This is a genomic window from Caulobacter sp. BK020 (genome assembly GCF_004342605.1).
Classification (GTDB): Bacteria; Pseudomonadota; Alphaproteobacteria; order Caulobacterales; family Caulobacteraceae; genus Caulobacter.
Genome location: NZ_SLZL01000003.1, coordinates 211,254 through 226,879, shown reverse-complemented (window position 1 = coordinate 226,879; position 15,626 = coordinate 211,254). Strand labels below are relative to the sequence as shown.

Here is a 15,626-nt window from a genome sequence, read left to right as displayed (position 1 = left end):
GTCCCGCCAAGGCCCGGGACGGGGGAAACGGAAAGGCAAACAGACTGTAAACCATTGTAAAAACGGCGGTACAGCTAGGAGCCGAGGAGGCGTCCGCACGGTACGCTCGCCAACGCGGATGGTCGCCTTGATCCTTCCCCCCGGACAGCGCCCCGCCGCCGCGCGCCCCGCTCCCCACCGCGGGGCGCGCGAGTTACCCCAAATGTTTGTTCTTACGCATTTTCTTCACGCGAACCGGAGCCCACTTCGCTCGAAAATGCTCTTGTTGCAAGTGAGCCCATGAAAGTCGCCCTGCTCGACGACGACGACAGCCACAACGCGCTGGTCGCCGCCCTTCTGGGGCCGGCCGGCTATGACTGCACCAGCTTCACCCGCCCCGAGCGCCTGTTGGCCGAACTGCGCCGCCAGACCTTCGACCTCCTGATCCTCGACTGGAACATGCCCGAGCTCAGCGGCATCGAGACCCTGCGGCGGGTCGGCGAGCTGCTGAGCCCGTCGCCGCCGGTGCTGCTGCTGACCAGCCGCTCGGTCGAGGCCGACTTGGTCGAGGGGCTGAACGCCGGCGCCGACGACTATATCGTCAAGCCGCTGCAGCCGCCGGTGCTGCTGGCCCGGGTCAACGCCCTGGCCCGGCGGGCCTATCGCCCGGCCGCCGCGCCACAGGTCGAGCAGCACGGCCCCTACCGCCTGGACCCCGGCGCCCAGACCGTCAGTTGGGGCGACAATCTCGAGGCCCTGACGCCCAAGGAATTCCAGCTGGCCGCCCTGCTGTTCAACAATCTGGCCCGCCCCCTGTCGCGCGAGTACCTGCTGCGCCGGGTCTGGGGCCAGCGGCCCGACCTGGAGACCCGCACCCTGGACGCCCACGTCTCGCGCCTGCGATCAAAGCTTCACCTGCGCCCCGCGAACGGCTTTAGACTGACGACGGTCTATGGGTTCGGCTACCGGCTGGAAGTCTGCGAGCCCGAGACAGACGCCGCGTCCGGAGCCGCTGAATGATCCTTCGACCGTCGCTGTTCGCCCTGGCCGCCGTCCTGGCCCTGGCGTCCGGCCCCGCGCTGTGCGCGCCGCGGGCCCCGGCCAAGCCGTCGAAGCCCGCCGCCGCTCCGGTCGATCCGCCGGTCCGCTACGTGGTCCGGCCCGGCGACACCCTGTTCGACCTGGGCCGCGCCTATCTGCGCCGGACCAACGACTATCGCCACGTGCAGCGCGCCAACCAGATCAGCCGGCCGCGCGTGATGCCGGCGGGCAAGACCCTGACCATCCAGGCCGACCTGCTCAAGACCCAGCCGATCGACGCCCGGCTCAGCGCCTTCAGCGGCCGGGTTGAGATCGAAACAGACGGCCGGCGCGTCCCCGCCGAAAAGGGCATGACGCTGAAGGAAGGCCAGCGTGTGATCACCGGTCCCGGCGCCTTCGCGACGTTCGAGATGGAGGACGCCTCGCGCGTCACCCTGCCCTCCAACACCGCCATGCGCGTGGTGCGGCTGCGCAACGTGGTGCTGACCAACGCCCCGCAGCGGGTGTTCAGGCTGGACGAGGGCCGCAGCGCGATCCAGGCCACGCCCAACCCCAATCCCAACGCCCGCTTCGAGGTGCGCACCCCGGTGTCGATCTCCGCCGTGCGTGGCACCGAGTTCCGGGTGGCCGCGGCGGAGGGACGGGCCCGGACCGAGGTGCTGAAGGGCGCGGTCGGGGTGGGTCCCGGCGAGGCGTCGCCGCTGGGCCCGCCGGTTCCGGCCGGCTTCGGCGTCACCGTCACGCCCGGCGCAGCCGGGGTCAGCGCGCCGGTCGCCCTGCTGCCCGCGCCCACGCTGAACCCGGCCGACCAGAACCAGACCGACCGCACCGTGCACTTCGCCCTGCGCCCCCAGACGGGCGCCGCCGGTTACCGCCTGCTGCTGTCGCGCGACGCCGGCTTCGTCGACCTGTTCGCCGAAGCGACCCAGGCCGAAGCCGCCGCCGACTTCGGCCCGCTGGAGGACGGCGTCTATTTCGTCCGCGTCACCGCCCTGGATCCGGCCGGCCTGGAAGGCGCGCCCGCCGACTACAGCTTCGACCGCGACCTGGACGTCCTGGAGCCCGGCGCCCCGCCCGTCGCCGAGGTCCGCGGCAAGCATCGCAGCTTCCTGTTCCGCTGGAGCGCGGCGGGCGGCGGCGTGCGCAGCTTCCGCTTCCAGCTGTTCGCCGGGACGGAAGCCGTCGCACCGATCGTCGACCAGCCGGGCCTGGTCGAGCCGCAGCTGACCATGACCGACCTGCCGCCGGGCGTCTACAGCTGGCGAGTCAGCGCCACGCGGGTCAAGAACGGCGTGGTCACCGAGAAGGTCGCGTCGCTGCAGTCGCTGACGATCGGACGCTAGGCCTTGACCGCCTTTCCCAGCCTGTCGGTCCCCCGTCTGGCGCCCTTTCGGCGGCTGAGGCCCGCGCCGCCGCGATCGCCGCGCCGGCGCCTGCTGCGCTGGCTGATAGTCGCCGCCCTGACCGGCCTGGCCCTGGCCGGCCTGACCGTCAGTTCCCTGACCACGCGGCTGGACAACATCCTCTATGACCGACTGGTGCGCGCCTCGGAACATCCCGTCGATCCGTCGATCCTGATCGTCGGCGTCGACGAGCGCAGCCTGCGCGAACTGGGCGCCTGGCCGTGGAACCGCGCGCGCCACGCCCAGATGATCGATCGGCTCACCCAGGCCGGGGCCAAGGCGATCGTCTATGACGTGCTGTTCAGCCAGCCGTCCCAGGACCGCGCGGCCGACGACGCCCTGGCCGCGGCCGTCGCCCGTTCGGGCAAGGTCTACCTGCCGCAGTTCCTGGAGCCGCCGGCCCAGGATGGCGCGGCGCCGACGCTGGTCGCGCCCATGCCGGCCATCGCCCAAGGCGCGGCGGCGACCGGCCTGGTCCATGTGCGGTTCGACCGCGACGGCCTGGTCCGCCGCATGGCCCCGTTCGAGGCCAACGGGCCCAACCTGGCGCCCGACCTGATGACCGTGGTCCACCGCGCCACCAAGCCGTTCGACGCCCCCGACGCCACGCGCGGCGACGCCCCGACCCTGCTGATCCCGTTCGCGGGACCGCCGGACCGCTATCGCCAGATCGCCTTCTCCAGCGTGCTGGCCGGCGAGGCGCCGCGCGAGATGATCGCGGGCCGGACGGTGTTCGTCGGCCTGACCGCCCCGGGCCTGGGGCCGGCCTTCCCGACCCCGGTCACGCCCGACGCCGCCAGCATGACCGGGGTGGAGCTGCAGGCCAGCGTGCTGGACGGGCTGCGCAGCGGGATGATGACCAAGCCGGCCGGTCTGGGCGTGCGCCTGGCGTTCGCCCTCGGCCTGCTGTGGCTGCTGCTGGCCGGTCTGGTGGTGCTGCCGCCCCGGACCAGCCTGCTGCTGCTGATCGTGCTGCTGGCCGTCGCGGTCGGGACCAGCACCGTCCTGTTCTCCAGCGCCCACCTGTGGCTGTCACCGGCGGCGCCCATCCTCGGCATGGGCCTGGTCTCGCTGGTCTGGGGCTGGGGGCGGCTGGGGCGGGTCAACGACCTGCTGGGCCACCAGCTGGACCGCCTGCGCGCCGTGGCCCCCGCCGGCGCCGTCCACCTCGATACGGCGTTCGAGAGCGACGTGGTCGCCCGCCAGGCCCTAAGCCTCGGGGCGGCCATCACCCGAATCGACGATCTGCGGCGGTTCTCGGCCGACGCCCTGTTCAGCCTGCCCGACGCCACCCTGGTGGCCGACGCCGCGCGCCGGGTGATCGCCGCCAACGCCGCCGCCCAGGCGCTGCTGGCCGATCGCCTCCAGGTCCTGGAAGGCGCCGCCCTGGCCGACGTCCTCAACGCCCTGGAGCCCCTTAGCCGCACCTTTCCGGCCAGCTGGCCGGCCGAGGGCGACAGCGGCCGTCCGATCGACCTGCACCTGGCCGACGGCCGCGCCTTCCAGATCCAGACCGTGTTCCGGCGCGACGAGGCGGGGGATGGCGCGGGCTGGATCGCGCGCCTGGCCGACATCACGCCCCTGACCGCCGCCATGCGCCAGCGCGAACAGGCGCTGCAGCTGCTGACCCACGACATGCGCTCGCCGCAAACCTCGATCCTGGCCCTGCTGGCCACGACGCCGGACCTGCCGGCCGAAACCTCCGAGCGTCTGGCCGCCTATGCCCGCCGCACCCTGGCCCTGGCCGACGGTTTCGTGCAGCTGGCCCGGGCCGAGGTCACCCAGACGGCGATGGAGCCGGTCGACCTGTGCGACGTGGCCGTCGAGGCGATCGACGAGCTGTGGCCCCAATGCCGCCAGCGCCATATCGAGATCCGCCAGGAGGGCTGCGACGGGCCGATGATGGCCCTGGGCGATCGCGGCGTGCTGGCCCGCGCCCTGGTCAACCTGATCGGCAACGCGGTGAAGTACAGCCCCGACGGCTCGACGATCGTGGTGCGCGCGGCCACGGTGCTGGACGGCGGCCGCACCTATATCGACCTGTCGATCGCCGACCAGGGGCCGGGTCTGACCGTCGAGGAGGCCGCCCTGGCCTTCCGTCCGTTCCAGCGCTTCGACCGGCCGGGCGCCGAGGCCGCCGGCGGCGCGGGTCTGGGCCTGGCCTTCGTCCAGGCCGCCGCCACGCGGCATGGCGGCGGGGTCAGCTGCCGCAGCACGCCCGGCGTGGGCGCGACGTTCACCCTGCGGCTGCCTGAGCTGCCGGCCTAGGTCGGATCAATCTTCAGCCCTCGTCCTTCGACAGGCTCAGGACGAGGACCCTTTGCAGGCTCAGCAGTAGAAAACCTCATCCTGAGCCCGTCGAAGGACGAGGTTTTCGGTCCCGGGGCGGCCCCCGACGAACCTTGGAAGACCAGGGACGGAAAACCGGGGACACGCCCTCGCGCGTCGCGCTCTTGTCCGGCGCGGTGGCCGCCAAGGCGTGTCCCTTCTCCCCTCCCCTAAGGCTTGACGAACTTGAGCACGAACTGGTCGGTCTTGCCCCGGATGGCGGGGTCGAAGACGCTGGCGGTGCGCGGATCGGCGGGGTTACGCAGCAGCGGGCTTTCGGCGGCCAGCGTGAAGCCGGCGGCCTGGACCTCGGACTTCACGGCCGCGATATCGATGCGGTGCAGGGCGTCCGGCGCGGCCAGGCCCGAGCCGTCGGCGGCGTAGTGGTCGACGACCAGGAACACCCCGCCCGGCTTCAGCGACTTGAACACCTCGGCGTTGACCTTGGCGGCGGTGTCGGCGGGGAACGGCTTGAGGTGCAGGTCGTGATAGTTCTGGACCGTGATCACCGCGTCCAGACCGTCGGGCAGATCCAGCCCGACCAGGCTGCCGTCCATCGGCGTGACGTTCTTGTAGGCCGCCGCGACCGTCTTCAGGTCCTCGCCGTACTTGGCCTGGAACTTGATGAACTCGGCCGGCTGGTAGGCGTAGACCGTTCCCGTCGGCCCCACCGCCGCCGACAGGATGCGGGTGAAATAGCCGCCGCCGATGATGAAATCGGCCACCTTGCCGCCCGGCTTGACCTCGGCCAGGGCCAGCAGTTCGGCCGGGTGTCGGGCCGCGTCGCGGGCGGTGTCGGCGGCGGGCCGGGCCGGGTCGGCCAGAGCCGCCGTCAGGTTGGCCGGAACCTGGGCGACGCCCGGCGCGGCGGAAACCGCCAGCGCGCAGGCGGCGACCAGGGCGTAAATCATGGACCGCGCCATCGGGGACTTCCTCAACAGTGTTTCGCCTTCGATAGCGCGCCAGAGGGATAGAGTGAACATCGGTATTCGAGATCACATCGCGTTTCGGGGGAGAAGCTGGGGATAGCGCGCGGCGCGGAGATCACGACCGCCCGCCGGATCGGGTTCGGGCTCTCCACCGAGAGGGAAAAATCCTCGTCCTTCGACAGGCTCAGGATGAGGATTTCTACTGAACCGCCGTCGAAGTCGTCCTCATCCTGAGCGTGTCGAAGGACGAGGACGACTTCGACGGCAGGCGAGGCGCCCCCCTACGCGCCTGCCGGCTTCAGCGCCGCCACCAACCGGTCGGCCAGGTCGACGGGATCACCGCCAGAGGTGCGGACCGTCGCCCAGGCGACGACCTTGCCGCTCGACAGGTCCAGCACCGCCAGGGCGGCCGTGCGGACCGGTCCCCGCCGCGACCAGGGGCGCAGCCGGGTCGGGGCGCTGCGCCATGGCGCGACGCCGACCTGCGGACCGACGGCGGTGGAAATCCCGACCCCGGCCGGCGAGGTTCCGACCGTGACCTGCAGCCGATAGCGAGCCGGCATGGCGCCGGGCGCCACCGCGCCGACTTCGCCGATCCGGCTGGCCACCCGCACCTGGATCGCCTGGACCAGGGCCTGGTCGGCGTCGGACGGCGCGGTCGGCCCCGTTTCGGTGGCGACCGCCTGGCCCCGCAGCACCGCCAGATCGCCGTCGCGCGCCACCTGGGGCGGCGTGGCGCAGGCGCCCAGCAGCAGGCCCGCAACCAGGGTCATCGACAACATACGCATGGAAAACCCCGACATCCTCAGCCTAGTCTAGCCTCAGACACCCTGCCCGACCAGCCACGCCAGCCCCCAGAAGATCAGCCCCCACAGCGCCAGGCTCAGCAGGGCGGCGAGCAGCAGCAGGCGCGGACGCCGGCGCGCGGCGTCCAGGCCGAGATGATCGGCCATGATCCGCAAGGCTGGCTCCAGCCTCAACGGGCCCCGGCGGCCGCCTGGCCGCGCAGCATGCCGTAAGCCTGGTCGGTCAGGGCCCAGCGCCGGCTGTGCGGGCCGTACGGTCGGTGCAGCAGGTTGGCGGCCCGTGGGTGGCCGGCGTCCAGGCAATAGGCGGCGAAGGCCTCGTCCAGTTCGCGCCGCATCACCTCGGACGGCCGATACACCCCTCGGCGCTTGGCGATGTGGGCCACGACGAGGTCACGATGCGCCGCCCCGCCCAGCTCCAGCAACGCCTCGGCGATCTCCCCGACCAGCGGGTTGGGGATGGCGATCCCGCCCGCCGCCCGTTCCAGGTTCCGCCTTCCCGCCTCAGACCAGCCCATCGCTCCGATCCCCGCCTAATGCGGGACGGAGTTAAAGGCCATGCGCCGGATATCGACCAGAGGTCGAACACCGGTTTTTACAATGCGTTACATTGACCCGTCGTCTCGGAAGAGCAGCGCCGCTTGTCATTTTGTCCCGCTCGCGTTGGTGGACTTGGAGGGTCAGCGCCGATCCGGCCGCCAATTCGCCAGCTTGACTCGCTGCACCGCCGATCATACATTTCTGTTATGACAGAAATAGCAGGCAACACGAAACCCCTCCCCGCCGCGGTCGAGCAGTTCGTGCTGCGCTGGGGCGACATGGGCGGGCAGTGGGGCGTCAATCGGTCGGTCGCCCAGATCCACGCCCTGCTCTACCTGGCCGATCGGCCGATGACGGCGGAAGACATCGCCGAGAGCCTGGGCATGGCCCGCTCCAACGTCTCCAACAGCCTTCGCGAGCTGATCGGCTGGAAGCTGATCCGCCGCGTGCCGCAACTGGGCGACCGGCGCGACCACTACGAGGCCGAGGCCGACCTGTGGCAGATGCTGACCCGCATCGCCCAGGGCCGCAAGGAACGCGAGATCGACCCGATGGTCGAGGCCCTGGGCCCGGTCCTGGCGGCGGCCGAGAACGACCCGACCCTCAGCAAGGTCGCCCGCAAGCGCCTGAACGAGATGCACAGCTTCGTCACCACGATCGACAGCTGGTACGGCCAGATGCTGAGCGTGCCGCCCAGCACCCTGATGTCGCTGATCAAGATGGGCTCGAAGGTGGTCGGGCTGCTGGGCATGGGCCGCGGCAAGGCGGACAAGGCGCCGTAAAAAATTTGGCCAACTATTTCTCTTTAGACAGAAATAACTGGCAAACAGGAACAAGGAGCTTCACATGCTCGGGATCACGAAAACCCGGCCGGCGGCGCGCCGGAACCTTGCGGAGCCCGCGCCGGCCGCGCTGCACGACCTGCGGTTCCGGGCCCTGCTGGGCGAGGCCGGCTGGGCCCGCCTGCCCCAGGCCGTGCGCGAGCGGTTCAGCAAGCGGCTGCGCCCCGGCATGGCCGTGACCTATGTCGGCGAGATCACCGAAAGCCGGCGCAACCGGGCCGGCCAGGTCCTGGCCCAGCTGTGCCGCCTGATCGGCGCGCCCCTGCCTCTGCATGACGACCTGGGCGTCGCCGCGGTGGTGACCGTCACCGAGGACGGCCCGGCCGGCGGCCAGTTCTGGACCCGGATGTACAACCAGGCCCATGGCTTTCCGCAGGTGATCCACAGCAGCAAGCGCTTCGCGGGCCCGACGGGCCTGGAGGAGTATCTGGGCTGCGGCTTCGGCATCGCCCTGGCGGTCAGCGCCGACGAGACCGCCCTGCATTTCCACAGCCACGGCTACTTCCTGGCGCTGGGCCCGGCACGGTGGGGCCTGCGCCTGACGCTGCCGGCCTGGCTGGCGCCCGGCGCCCTGACCATCAGCCATATCGACCAGGGCGACGGCGGCTTCGCCTTCGTGCTGGACCTACGCCATCCGCTGCTGGGTCAGATGATCCGCCAGGTCGGCCTGTTCCGCGAGCGGCCGGCCCACTTCGAGGAGATGCGCCGATGACCGGCCTGGTCTGGACCCTGGTGTTCGTCCAGGTGGCGATGGGCGGGTTCGACACGCTCTATCACCACGAACTGACCGAGCGCCTGGCCTGGCGGCCGTCCCAGGCCCGCGAACTGCGGCTGCACGGCGTGCGCAACCTGGCCTATGCGGTGATGTTCCTGGTCCTGGGCTGGAGCCGGCCCCAAGGGGCGCTGGCGCTCGCCCTGATCGGGCTGATGCTGGGCGAGCTGGTTCTGACCCTGTGGGACTTCGTCGAGGAGGATCGCACGCGCCGGCTGCCGGCCAGCGAGCGGGTCACCCACACCCTGCTGACCCTCAACTACGGCTTGGTGCTGGCCCTGGTCACGCCGCGACTGGGCGGCTGGGCGAACGCGCCGACCGCGCTGGTCCCGACCTCCTACGGCGCCTGGAGCCTCCTCTGCGCCCTCGCCGCGGCGGCGGTCGTGGTGTTCGGCCTGCGCGATCTGGCCGCCGCCGGCCGGGCCCGGCGGATCGTGGCCACCGCCCCCGTTCCCCTCGTCGCCGCCCTGCCGTCAGGCCGGTCGATCCTGGTCACCGGGGCCACGGGCCTGATCGGCCGGCGCCTGGTCACGGCCCTGGTCGGCGCGGGACACGAGGTCACCGTCCTGACCCGCGATCGCGCCACCGCCGCCGGCCTGCCCGCCCCGATCCGCATCGTCACCAACCTGGACCAGATCGCCGACGACGCGCGGATCGACGCGATCGTCAACCTGGCCGGCGAGCCGATCTCCGACGGCCCGTGGACGCCCGCCAAGCGCCGGCGGATCGTCGGCTCGCGCCTGGCGGTGACCCGCGCCGTGGTCGCGCTGATCGCCCGGCTGGACCACCGTCCCGCCGTTTTGGTCAGCGGCTCGGCCATCGGCTGGTACGGCCTGCGCGGCGACGAGCCCCTGGACGAGACCGCCGACGGCCACGACTGCTTCTCGCGCACCGTCTGCCGGCGCTGGGAGCACGCGGCGATGCGGGCCCAGGACCTGGGCGTACGCGTGGTGCGCCTGCGCATCGGCATCGTCCTGGCCCTCGACGGCGGGGCGCTGTCGCGGATGCTGACGCCGTTCGAGTTCGGCCTGGGCGGGCCGTTCGGCGCCGGACGTCACTGGATGAGCTGGATCCACCTGGACGATCTGGTGCGCCTGATCGCCCACGCCATCGCCGCGCCGGACCTGCAAGGACCAGTCAACGGCGTGGCGCCGGAGCCGGTCCGCAACGCCGCCTTCGCCCGGGCGCTCGGCCGGGTCCTGCACCGCCCGGCCTTGCTGCCCGCCCCGGCCGCGCCCCTGCGGCTGGCGCTCGGCGCCTTCGCCGACGAGCTGCTGCTGAAAGGTCAGCGGGTGCTCCCGGCCGCGGCCCTGGCCAGCGGCTTCCGGTTCCTCCACCCCGGACTGGACGGGGCGCTGGACGATATCGTCGGCAACCGGCGGCGCCGACCAGCGCCGGAGGCTTCCCAACGCGGCGCGCTTGCCTCAGCCTGAACGCGTCGACCGCCCCGACGAAGGCGCGGCGAAAGGAGGATCCGATTGGATGGCGGACGAGATCGACCTGGGCGCTTACGACTATGTGGTGGTGGGCGCCGGCTCGGCCGGTTGCGTGCTGGCCAACCGCCTGTCGGCCGATCCGTCGATCAAGGTCCTGGTGCTCGAGGCCGGCGGCCGCGACGACTGGATCTGGTTCCACATCCCGGTCGGCTACCTGTTCGCCATCGGCCATCCGCGCGCCGACTGGCTGCTGGAGACCGTCGGCCAGTCTGGACTCGACGGCCGCGTCCTGGCCTATCCGCGCGGCAAGGTGATCGGCGGCTCCTCGTCGATCAACGCCATGATCTACATGCGCGGCCAGGCCCAAGACTATGACGGCTGGCGGGCGCGGGGCCTGACGGGCTGGGGCTGGTCGGACGTCTTGCCGTTCTTCCTGCGCCACGAGGACCACATCGCCCCGACGGGCGAGCATCACCGGTCGGGCGGCGAGTACCGGGTGGAGCATCCGCGGGTACGCTGGGACATCCTGGACGCCATTCGCCAGGCCGCGGCGCAGGCGGGAATTCCGCCGGTCGAGGATTTCAACAGCGGCGACAATGCGGGCTCCTCCTACTTCCAGGTCAACCAGCGGGCGGGTCGGCGATGGAGCACGGCCTCGGCCTTCCTGAAACCGGTGCTGGTGCGGGGCAACCTGCGGCTGGAGACCGGCGTCGAGGTCCAGCGGATCGACCTGGACGGACGGCGGGTAACGGGCCTGCGCGCCGTGCGCGGTGGCCAGGTCCTGACCGCTCGGGTCACTGGCGAGCTGATCCTGGCGGCCGGGGCGATCGGCTCGCCGCTGATCCTGCAGCGGTCGGGGATCGGGGAGCCGCAGACCCTGGGACGGGCCGGCGTCGCCGTGCGGCACGCGCTGCCGGGCGTCGGCGCCAATCTGCAGGACCACCTGCAGATCCGGCCGGTCTACAAGGTCTCGGGCGTGCGCACCCTGAACACCGACTACGCCAATCCGATCCGCCGCCTGGGCATGGGCGTCGACTATGCGTTGCGGCGGTCCGGCCCCCTGACCATGGCGCCGTCGCAACTGGGGATGTTCTGCCGCTCGGACCCGAGCCGGCTCACGCCGAACCTGCAGTTCCACGTCCAGCCGCTGAGCCTGGACCGCTGGGGCGAGGGCCTGCACCGGTTCGGGGCCTTCACCGCCAGCGTCTGCAACCTGCGCCCCACCAGCCGGGGAAGCGTCGACCTGTCGGGACCCGGCGTCGCCGACCCGCCCCGGATCGATCCCAACTATCTGGACACCCGAGAGGATCGCGACGTCGCCGTCGCCTCGCTGCGCTGGGCCCGTCGGATCGCGAGCCAGCCTGCCCTGGCCTGCTACGCTCCGCAGGAATTTCGGCCCGGCGCGGCGATCGAGACCGACGAAGACCTGCTGGCGGCGGCCAAGGCCCTGGCGACGACGATCTTCCACCCGGTCGGCACGGCGGCCATGGGGACAGCCGACGACCAGTTGGCGGTCGTCGACGAACGCCTGAGGGTGCGCGGCCTTGACGGCCTGAGGGTGGTGGACGCCTCGGTGATGCCGACCATCACCTCCGGCAACACCAACGCCCCCACGGTGATGATCGCCGAGAAGGGCGCGGCGATGATCCTGGAGGATCGGCGGTAAAAAGGGTGGACGCTCAGGCCCCGAACAGGGGCGGGCTCGCGAGAAGTTCGAGCCAACCATGCCGAACCGCAAGATCGGTCGAGCGCGACGGGGCTCCGGACGTCTAGCTGGACCGGCCACGGAAAAAGGGACGATGAAGACGGCGGCTCAGAACTATCACAGCCGGATGCAGCGGGTGCTGGACCATATCGACCAGCATCTCGACGGCGACCTGGACCTGGAAACGGTGAGCCGCGTCGCGGCCTTCTCGAAGTTCCATTTCCACCGGCAGTTCATGGCGACCTTCGGGCTGTCCGTGCATCGCTATGTCCAGCTGGCCCGTCTGAAACGCGCGTCACACCGGCTCGCGGCGGATGACGCCCAGAGCGTCACGGACATCGCGATGGACGCCGGCTACGACGCGCCGGACGCCTTCGCGCGGGCCTTTCGGCGCAGGTTCGGTCAGTCGCCTTCATCGTTCCGCAAATCGCCCGACTGGGCGCCGTGGCTTGCGGCCTTCGGGCCTTTGGACAACGCCAGGAGCAAGCTGATGCAGATTACCTACACCCCCGACGACGTGACGATCCGCGAGGTGCCCCCGACCCCGGTGGCGGTCATGGAGCATCGCGGCGACCGGGCGACGCTGGACGCCACGATCCAGCGGTTCATCGCCTGGCGCAAGGCGGCCGGCCTGTCGCCGGAGACCAGCCCGACCTTCAACATCTTCCGGTCCGAGAGGACGCCCGAGGTCCCCGCCGACTACAGCATGGACATCTGTGTCGGGACCGACCTGCCGGTCGAGCCCAACGAGCAGCAGATGAAGGCCGGCGTGATCCCCGGCGGGCGCTGCGCGGTGCTTCGCGTCGCCCACAACACTCACAACCTGGAGCCGGCCGCGCTCTATCTCTACCGCGAATGGCTGCCCGCCAGCGGTGAGGAGGCGCGTGACTTCCCGATCTATTGCCAGCGGCACTTTTCGTTCTTCCCGAACGTGCCGGTGCACGAGGTCGTGGCCGAGCTGTTCCTGCCGCTCAAATAGCGACAGGCGGAGGGCCGCTGTCCGTCGCGGGGACGGAACAGACGGAACGAAAAAGGACGGTTCGGCGCCCGCCGAACCGTCCTGAGCGAAAGCCGCCGCGGGCCGATCAGCCGGCCAGGGTCGCCTTGATGGCGTCCAGGCCGTCCTGGGCCTTGGTCGCATCCGGCGCGCCGCCCTGGGCGAAGTCCGGCTTGCCGCCGGCGCCCTGGCCGCCCATGGCGATCACCGCGGCCTTGGCCAGGTCGGCGGCGCTGAACTTGCCGACCAGGTCGGCGGTCACGGCGACGGTGACGGCGGCCTTGCCGTCGGTCGTGCCGACCAGGGCCACGACGCCCGAGGCCAGCTGCTTCTTGAACTCCTCGGCCACGCCGCGCAGTTCCTTGCCGCCGACGCCGTCCAGGATGCGGGCGATCAGGGCCGTACCATTGACGTCCTCGGGACCCGCCGCGCCGCCGCCCGAGCCGCCGCCCAGGGCCAGTTGCTTCTTGGCCTCGGCCAGCTGCTTTTCCAGGGCCTTGCGTTCGGCGACCAGGGCGTCGACGCGGGCCAGGACCTCGGCGACCGGGGTCTTGAACTGGTCGGCCAGAGCCTTGGCGACGCCGGCTTGGTCCAGCAGGAAGCGGCGGGCCGCCTCGCCGGTCAGGGCCTCGATGCGGCGAACGCCGGCCGCCACGCCCTGTTCGGAGACGATCTTGAACAGGGCGATATCGCCGGTGCGGGCCACGTGGGTGCCGCCGCACAGCTCGACCGAATAGGCCTTGCCCGCCTCGGTCAGGGACTCGCCCAGGGTGAGGACCCGGACGCTGTCGCCGTACTTTTCGCCAAACAGCGCCACGGCGCCGGCCTCGATCGCCTCCTGCGGGGCCATTTCCTGGGTCTGGGCCGGGACGTTCTGGCGGATCACCGCATTGACCTCGGCCTCGATGCGCTCGATCTCGTCGGCGCTCAGCGGGCCGCCGTGGCTGAAGTCGAAGCGCATCCGGTCGCCGTCGACCATCTGGCCCTTCTGGGCGACGTGCGGGCCCAGCACATGGTGCAGGGCGGCGTGCACCAGGTGGGCGGCCGAGTGGTTGGCGCGGGTGGTGGTGCGCTTGGCCGCGTCGACCGAGGCCACGACCTGGTCGCCGACCTTCAGCGGGCTGGCCAGCTCGACGCGGTGGACATGCAGGTCGCCGGCCTGCTTCTGGGTGTCGACGACGCGGCTCTCGACGCCATTGGCCTCGATCACGCCGGTGTCGCCGGCCTGGCCGCCGCTCTCGGCGTAGAAGCTGGTGCGATCCAGCAGGACGTCGACGGTGGCCCCGGCCTGGGCGGCCTCGACGGGCGCGCCGTCCAGCACGATGGCCTTGACGGTCCCGGTGGTCTCGGTGGTGTCGTAGCCGACGAAGTCGGTCGGGCCGTTGGCCTCGCGGATCGGGAACCAGGCAGCCGCCGCGCCCTGCTGGCCGGAGCCGGCCCAGTTGGCGCGGGCCATCTGGCGCTGGCGGTCCATGGCCACGTCGAAGCCGTCGGTGTCGACGGTCAGGCCCTTGGCGCGGACGGCGTCCTGGGTCAGGTCCAGCGGGAAGCCGTAGGTGTCGTAGAGCTTGAAGGCGGTCTCGCCATCCAGCACGTCGCCGGCCGCCAGCTTGGCGGTGGCCTCGTCGAGCAGGCCCATGCCGCGGCCCAGGGTGACGCGGAAGCGCTCCTCCTCCTGGCGCAGGGTCTCGACGATCGAGGCCTCGGCGCGGCGCAGCTCGGGATAGGCCTGGCCCATCTCGGCGACCAGGGTCGGGGCCAGGCGGTGCATCAGGGGCTCCTGGGCGCCCAGCAGGTAGGCGTGGCGCATGGCCCGGCGCATGATCCGGCGCAGGACGTAGCCGCGGCCTTCGTTCGAGGGCGTCACGCCGTCGGCCAGCAGGAACGAGGACGAACGCAGGTGGTCGGCGATCACCCGGTGCGACGGGGCCTGGTCGCCCTGGGCCTTGACACCGGTCAGCTCGACGCTGGCGGCGATCAGGGCCTTGAACAGGTCGATGTCGTAGTTGTCGTGCACGCCCTGCAGGACGGCGGCGACGCGTTCCAGGCCCATGCCGGTGTCGATCGACGGCTTGGGCAGCGAGACGCGCTCGCCGCCGGCCATCTGCTCAAACTGCATGAAGACGAGATTCCAGATCTCGATGAACCGGTCGCCGTCCTCGTCGGGGCTGCCGGGCGGGCCGCCGGGGATGCCTTCGCCGTGGTCGTAGAAGATCTCCGAGCACGGGCCGCAGGGGCCGGTGTCGCCCATCGACCAGAAATTGTCGTTGGTCGGGATGCGGATGATGCGGTCGTCAGACAGGCCGGCGATCTTCTTCCACAGATCGGCCGCTTCGTCGTCGGTGTGGTAGACCGTGACCAGCAGCTTGTCCTTGGGCAAGGCGAAGTCCCGGGTCAGCAGGGTCCAGGCGTGGGTAATCGCCTGTTCCTTGAAATAGTCGCCGAACGAAAAGTTGCCCAGCATCTCGAAGAAGGTGTGGTGGCGGGCGGTATAGCCGACATTGTCCAGGTCGTTGTGCTTGCCGCCGGCCCGGACGCACTTCTGCGACGAGGTCGCCCGCGGATGCGGCGGGGTCTCGGCGCCGGTGAACACGTTCTTGAACGGCACCATGCCGGCGTTGACGAACAGCAGGGTCGGATCGTTCTGCGGCACCAGGGGCGCGGACGGAACGATGGCGTGATCGGCCGCGCCGAAATAGTTCAGGAAGGTGCTGCGGATTTCGTTGAGGCTGGGCATCGGCGTCTCGGGTGTTCCGTACTCATCTCCGGTCGAACCGGAAGTCGGCGCTGCATAGCGCGGTTTCAAGATTTGTGGAAACCGAGTCGACGCGTGGCGGCATGGATTGGC

General features: G+C 71.0%; 12 protein-coding genes and 1 pseudogene. 8 read left to right on the top strand and 5 right to left on the bottom strand.

Going from position 1 to position 15,626, the window contains the following annotated elements:
- Window positions 1–270 precede the first annotated feature (270 nt).
- The 3 genes and pseudogenes from EV278_RS05050 to EV278_RS05040 all read left to right on the top strand — a co-directional run.
- Window positions 271–999, top strand: a pseudogene (locus tag EV278_RS05050) (response regulator transcription factor); the annotation flags it as partial.
- Window positions 996–2,363 (top strand): FecR domain-containing protein, encoded by a 1,368-nt coding sequence (locus tag EV278_RS05045; RefSeq protein ID WP_132087434.1) that lies wholly within the window; start codon window positions 996–998, stop codon window positions 2,361–2,363. The pseudogene EV278_RS05050 and the gene EV278_RS05045, both read left to right, overlap by 4 nt.
- 3 nt (window positions 2,364–2,366) lie before the next feature.
- Complete coding sequence (locus EV278_RS05040; RefSeq protein ID WP_243692085.1) at window positions 2,367–4,691, top strand: CHASE2 and HATPase_c domain-containing protein; 2,325 nt, start codon at window positions 2,367–2,369, stop codon at window positions 4,689–4,691.
- A 230-nt stretch (window positions 4,692–4,921) separates the two neighbouring features.
- On the opposite strand, the gene EV278_RS05035 is transcribed toward EV278_RS05040, so the two are convergent.
- From EV278_RS05035 to EV278_RS05025, 4 genes are all read right to left on the bottom strand, one after another.
- Window positions 4,922–5,662 (bottom strand): methyltransferase, encoded by a 741-nt coding sequence (locus EV278_RS05035; RefSeq protein ID WP_347812816.1) that lies wholly within the window; start codon window positions 5,660–5,662, stop codon window positions 4,922–4,924.
- A gap of 299 nt (window positions 5,663–5,961) precedes the next feature.
- Window positions 5,962–6,468 (bottom strand): hypothetical protein, encoded by a 507-nt coding sequence (locus EV278_RS05030; protein ID WP_132087428.1) that lies wholly within the window; start codon window positions 6,466–6,468, stop codon window positions 5,962–5,964.
- A gap of 33 nt (window positions 6,469–6,501) precedes the next feature.
- Entirely contained in the window at window positions 6,502–6,633 is a 132-nt protein-coding gene (locus tag EV278_RS24595) for a hypothetical protein (RefSeq protein ID WP_279389367.1), read from the bottom strand.
- A 23-nt stretch (window positions 6,634–6,656) separates the two neighbouring features.
- Complete coding sequence (locus EV278_RS05025; RefSeq protein ID WP_132087425.1) at window positions 6,657–7,004, bottom strand: hypothetical protein; 348 nt, start codon at window positions 7,002–7,004, stop codon at window positions 6,657–6,659.
- A gap of 228 nt (window positions 7,005–7,232) precedes the next feature.
- Here EV278_RS05025 and EV278_RS05020 point away from each other — a divergent pair, with 228 nt between their 5' ends.
- From EV278_RS05020 to EV278_RS05000, 5 genes are all read left to right on the top strand, one after another.
- A complete protein-coding gene (locus EV278_RS05020) occupies window positions 7,233–7,808 on the top strand; it encodes a MarR family transcriptional regulator (protein WP_132087422.1) in 576 nt (191 codons plus the stop codon).
- A 64-nt stretch (window positions 7,809–7,872) separates the two neighbouring features.
- Window positions 7,873–8,580 carry a DUF4166 domain-containing protein gene (locus EV278_RS05015; protein WP_132087419.1) on the top strand — a complete coding sequence of 236 codons (708 nt, stop codon included), beginning with the start codon at window positions 7,873–7,875 and terminating at the stop codon, window positions 8,578–8,580.
- Complete coding sequence (locus EV278_RS05010; protein ID WP_132087416.1) at window positions 8,577–10,073, top strand: TIGR01777 family oxidoreductase; 1,497 nt, start codon at window positions 8,577–8,579, stop codon at window positions 10,071–10,073. The genes EV278_RS05015 and EV278_RS05010 overlap by 4 nt, the downstream gene beginning before the upstream one ends.
- A gap of 49 nt (window positions 10,074–10,122) precedes the next feature.
- Window positions 10,123–11,742 (top strand): GMC family oxidoreductase, encoded by a 1,620-nt coding sequence (locus tag EV278_RS05005; RefSeq protein WP_132087414.1) that lies wholly within the window; start codon window positions 10,123–10,125, stop codon window positions 11,740–11,742.
- A gap of 133 nt (window positions 11,743–11,875) precedes the next feature.
- On the top strand, window positions 11,876–12,760 hold the full coding sequence (locus tag EV278_RS05000) for an AraC family transcriptional regulator (RefSeq protein WP_132087411.1): 885 nt from the start codon (window positions 11,876–11,878) through the stop codon (window positions 12,758–12,760).
- A 106-nt stretch (window positions 12,761–12,866) separates the two neighbouring features.
- On the opposite strand, the gene alaS is transcribed toward EV278_RS05000, so the two are convergent.
- Entirely contained in the window at window positions 12,867–15,515 is a 2,649-nt protein-coding gene (gene alaS, locus EV278_RS04995) for an alanine--tRNA ligase (protein ID WP_132087408.1), read from the bottom strand.
- Window positions 15,516–15,626: the final 111 nt, after the last annotated feature.

Coding starts and splice junctions, on each gene's coding strand:
- EV278_RS05045 (WP_132087434.1), top strand. CDS start 996: ATGATCCTTCGACCGTCGCTGTTCGCCCTGGCCGCCGTCCTGGCCCTG.
- EV278_RS05035 (WP_347812816.1), bottom strand. CDS start 5,662: ATGATTTACGCCCTGGTCGCCGCCTGCGCGCTGGCGGTTTCCGCCGCG.
- EV278_RS05030 (WP_132087428.1), bottom strand. CDS start 6,468: ATGCGTATGTTGTCGATGACCCTGGTTGCGGGCCTGCTGCTGGGCGCC.
- EV278_RS24595 (WP_279389367.1), bottom strand. CDS start 6,633: ATGGCCGATCATCTCGGCCTGGACGCCGCGCGCCGGCGTCCGCGCCTG.
- EV278_RS05025 (WP_132087425.1), bottom strand. CDS start 7,004: ATGGGCTGGTCTGAGGCGGGAAGGCGGAACCTGGAACGGGCGGCGGGC.
- EV278_RS05020 (WP_132087422.1), top strand. CDS start 7,233: ATGACAGAAATAGCAGGCAACACGAAACCCCTCCCCGCCGCGGTCGAG.
- EV278_RS05015 (WP_132087419.1), top strand. CDS start 7,873: ATGCTCGGGATCACGAAAACCCGGCCGGCGGCGCGCCGGAACCTTGCG.
- EV278_RS05010 (WP_132087416.1), top strand. CDS start 8,577: ATGACCGGCCTGGTCTGGACCCTGGTGTTCGTCCAGGTGGCGATGGGC.
- EV278_RS05005 (WP_132087414.1), top strand. CDS start 10,123: ATGGCGGACGAGATCGACCTGGGCGCTTACGACTATGTGGTGGTGGGC.
- EV278_RS05000 (WP_132087411.1), top strand. CDS start 11,876: ATGAAGACGGCGGCTCAGAACTATCACAGCCGGATGCAGCGGGTGCTG.
- alaS (WP_132087408.1), bottom strand. CDS start 15,515: ATGCCCAGCCTCAACGAAATCCGCAGCACCTTCCTGAACTATTTCGGC.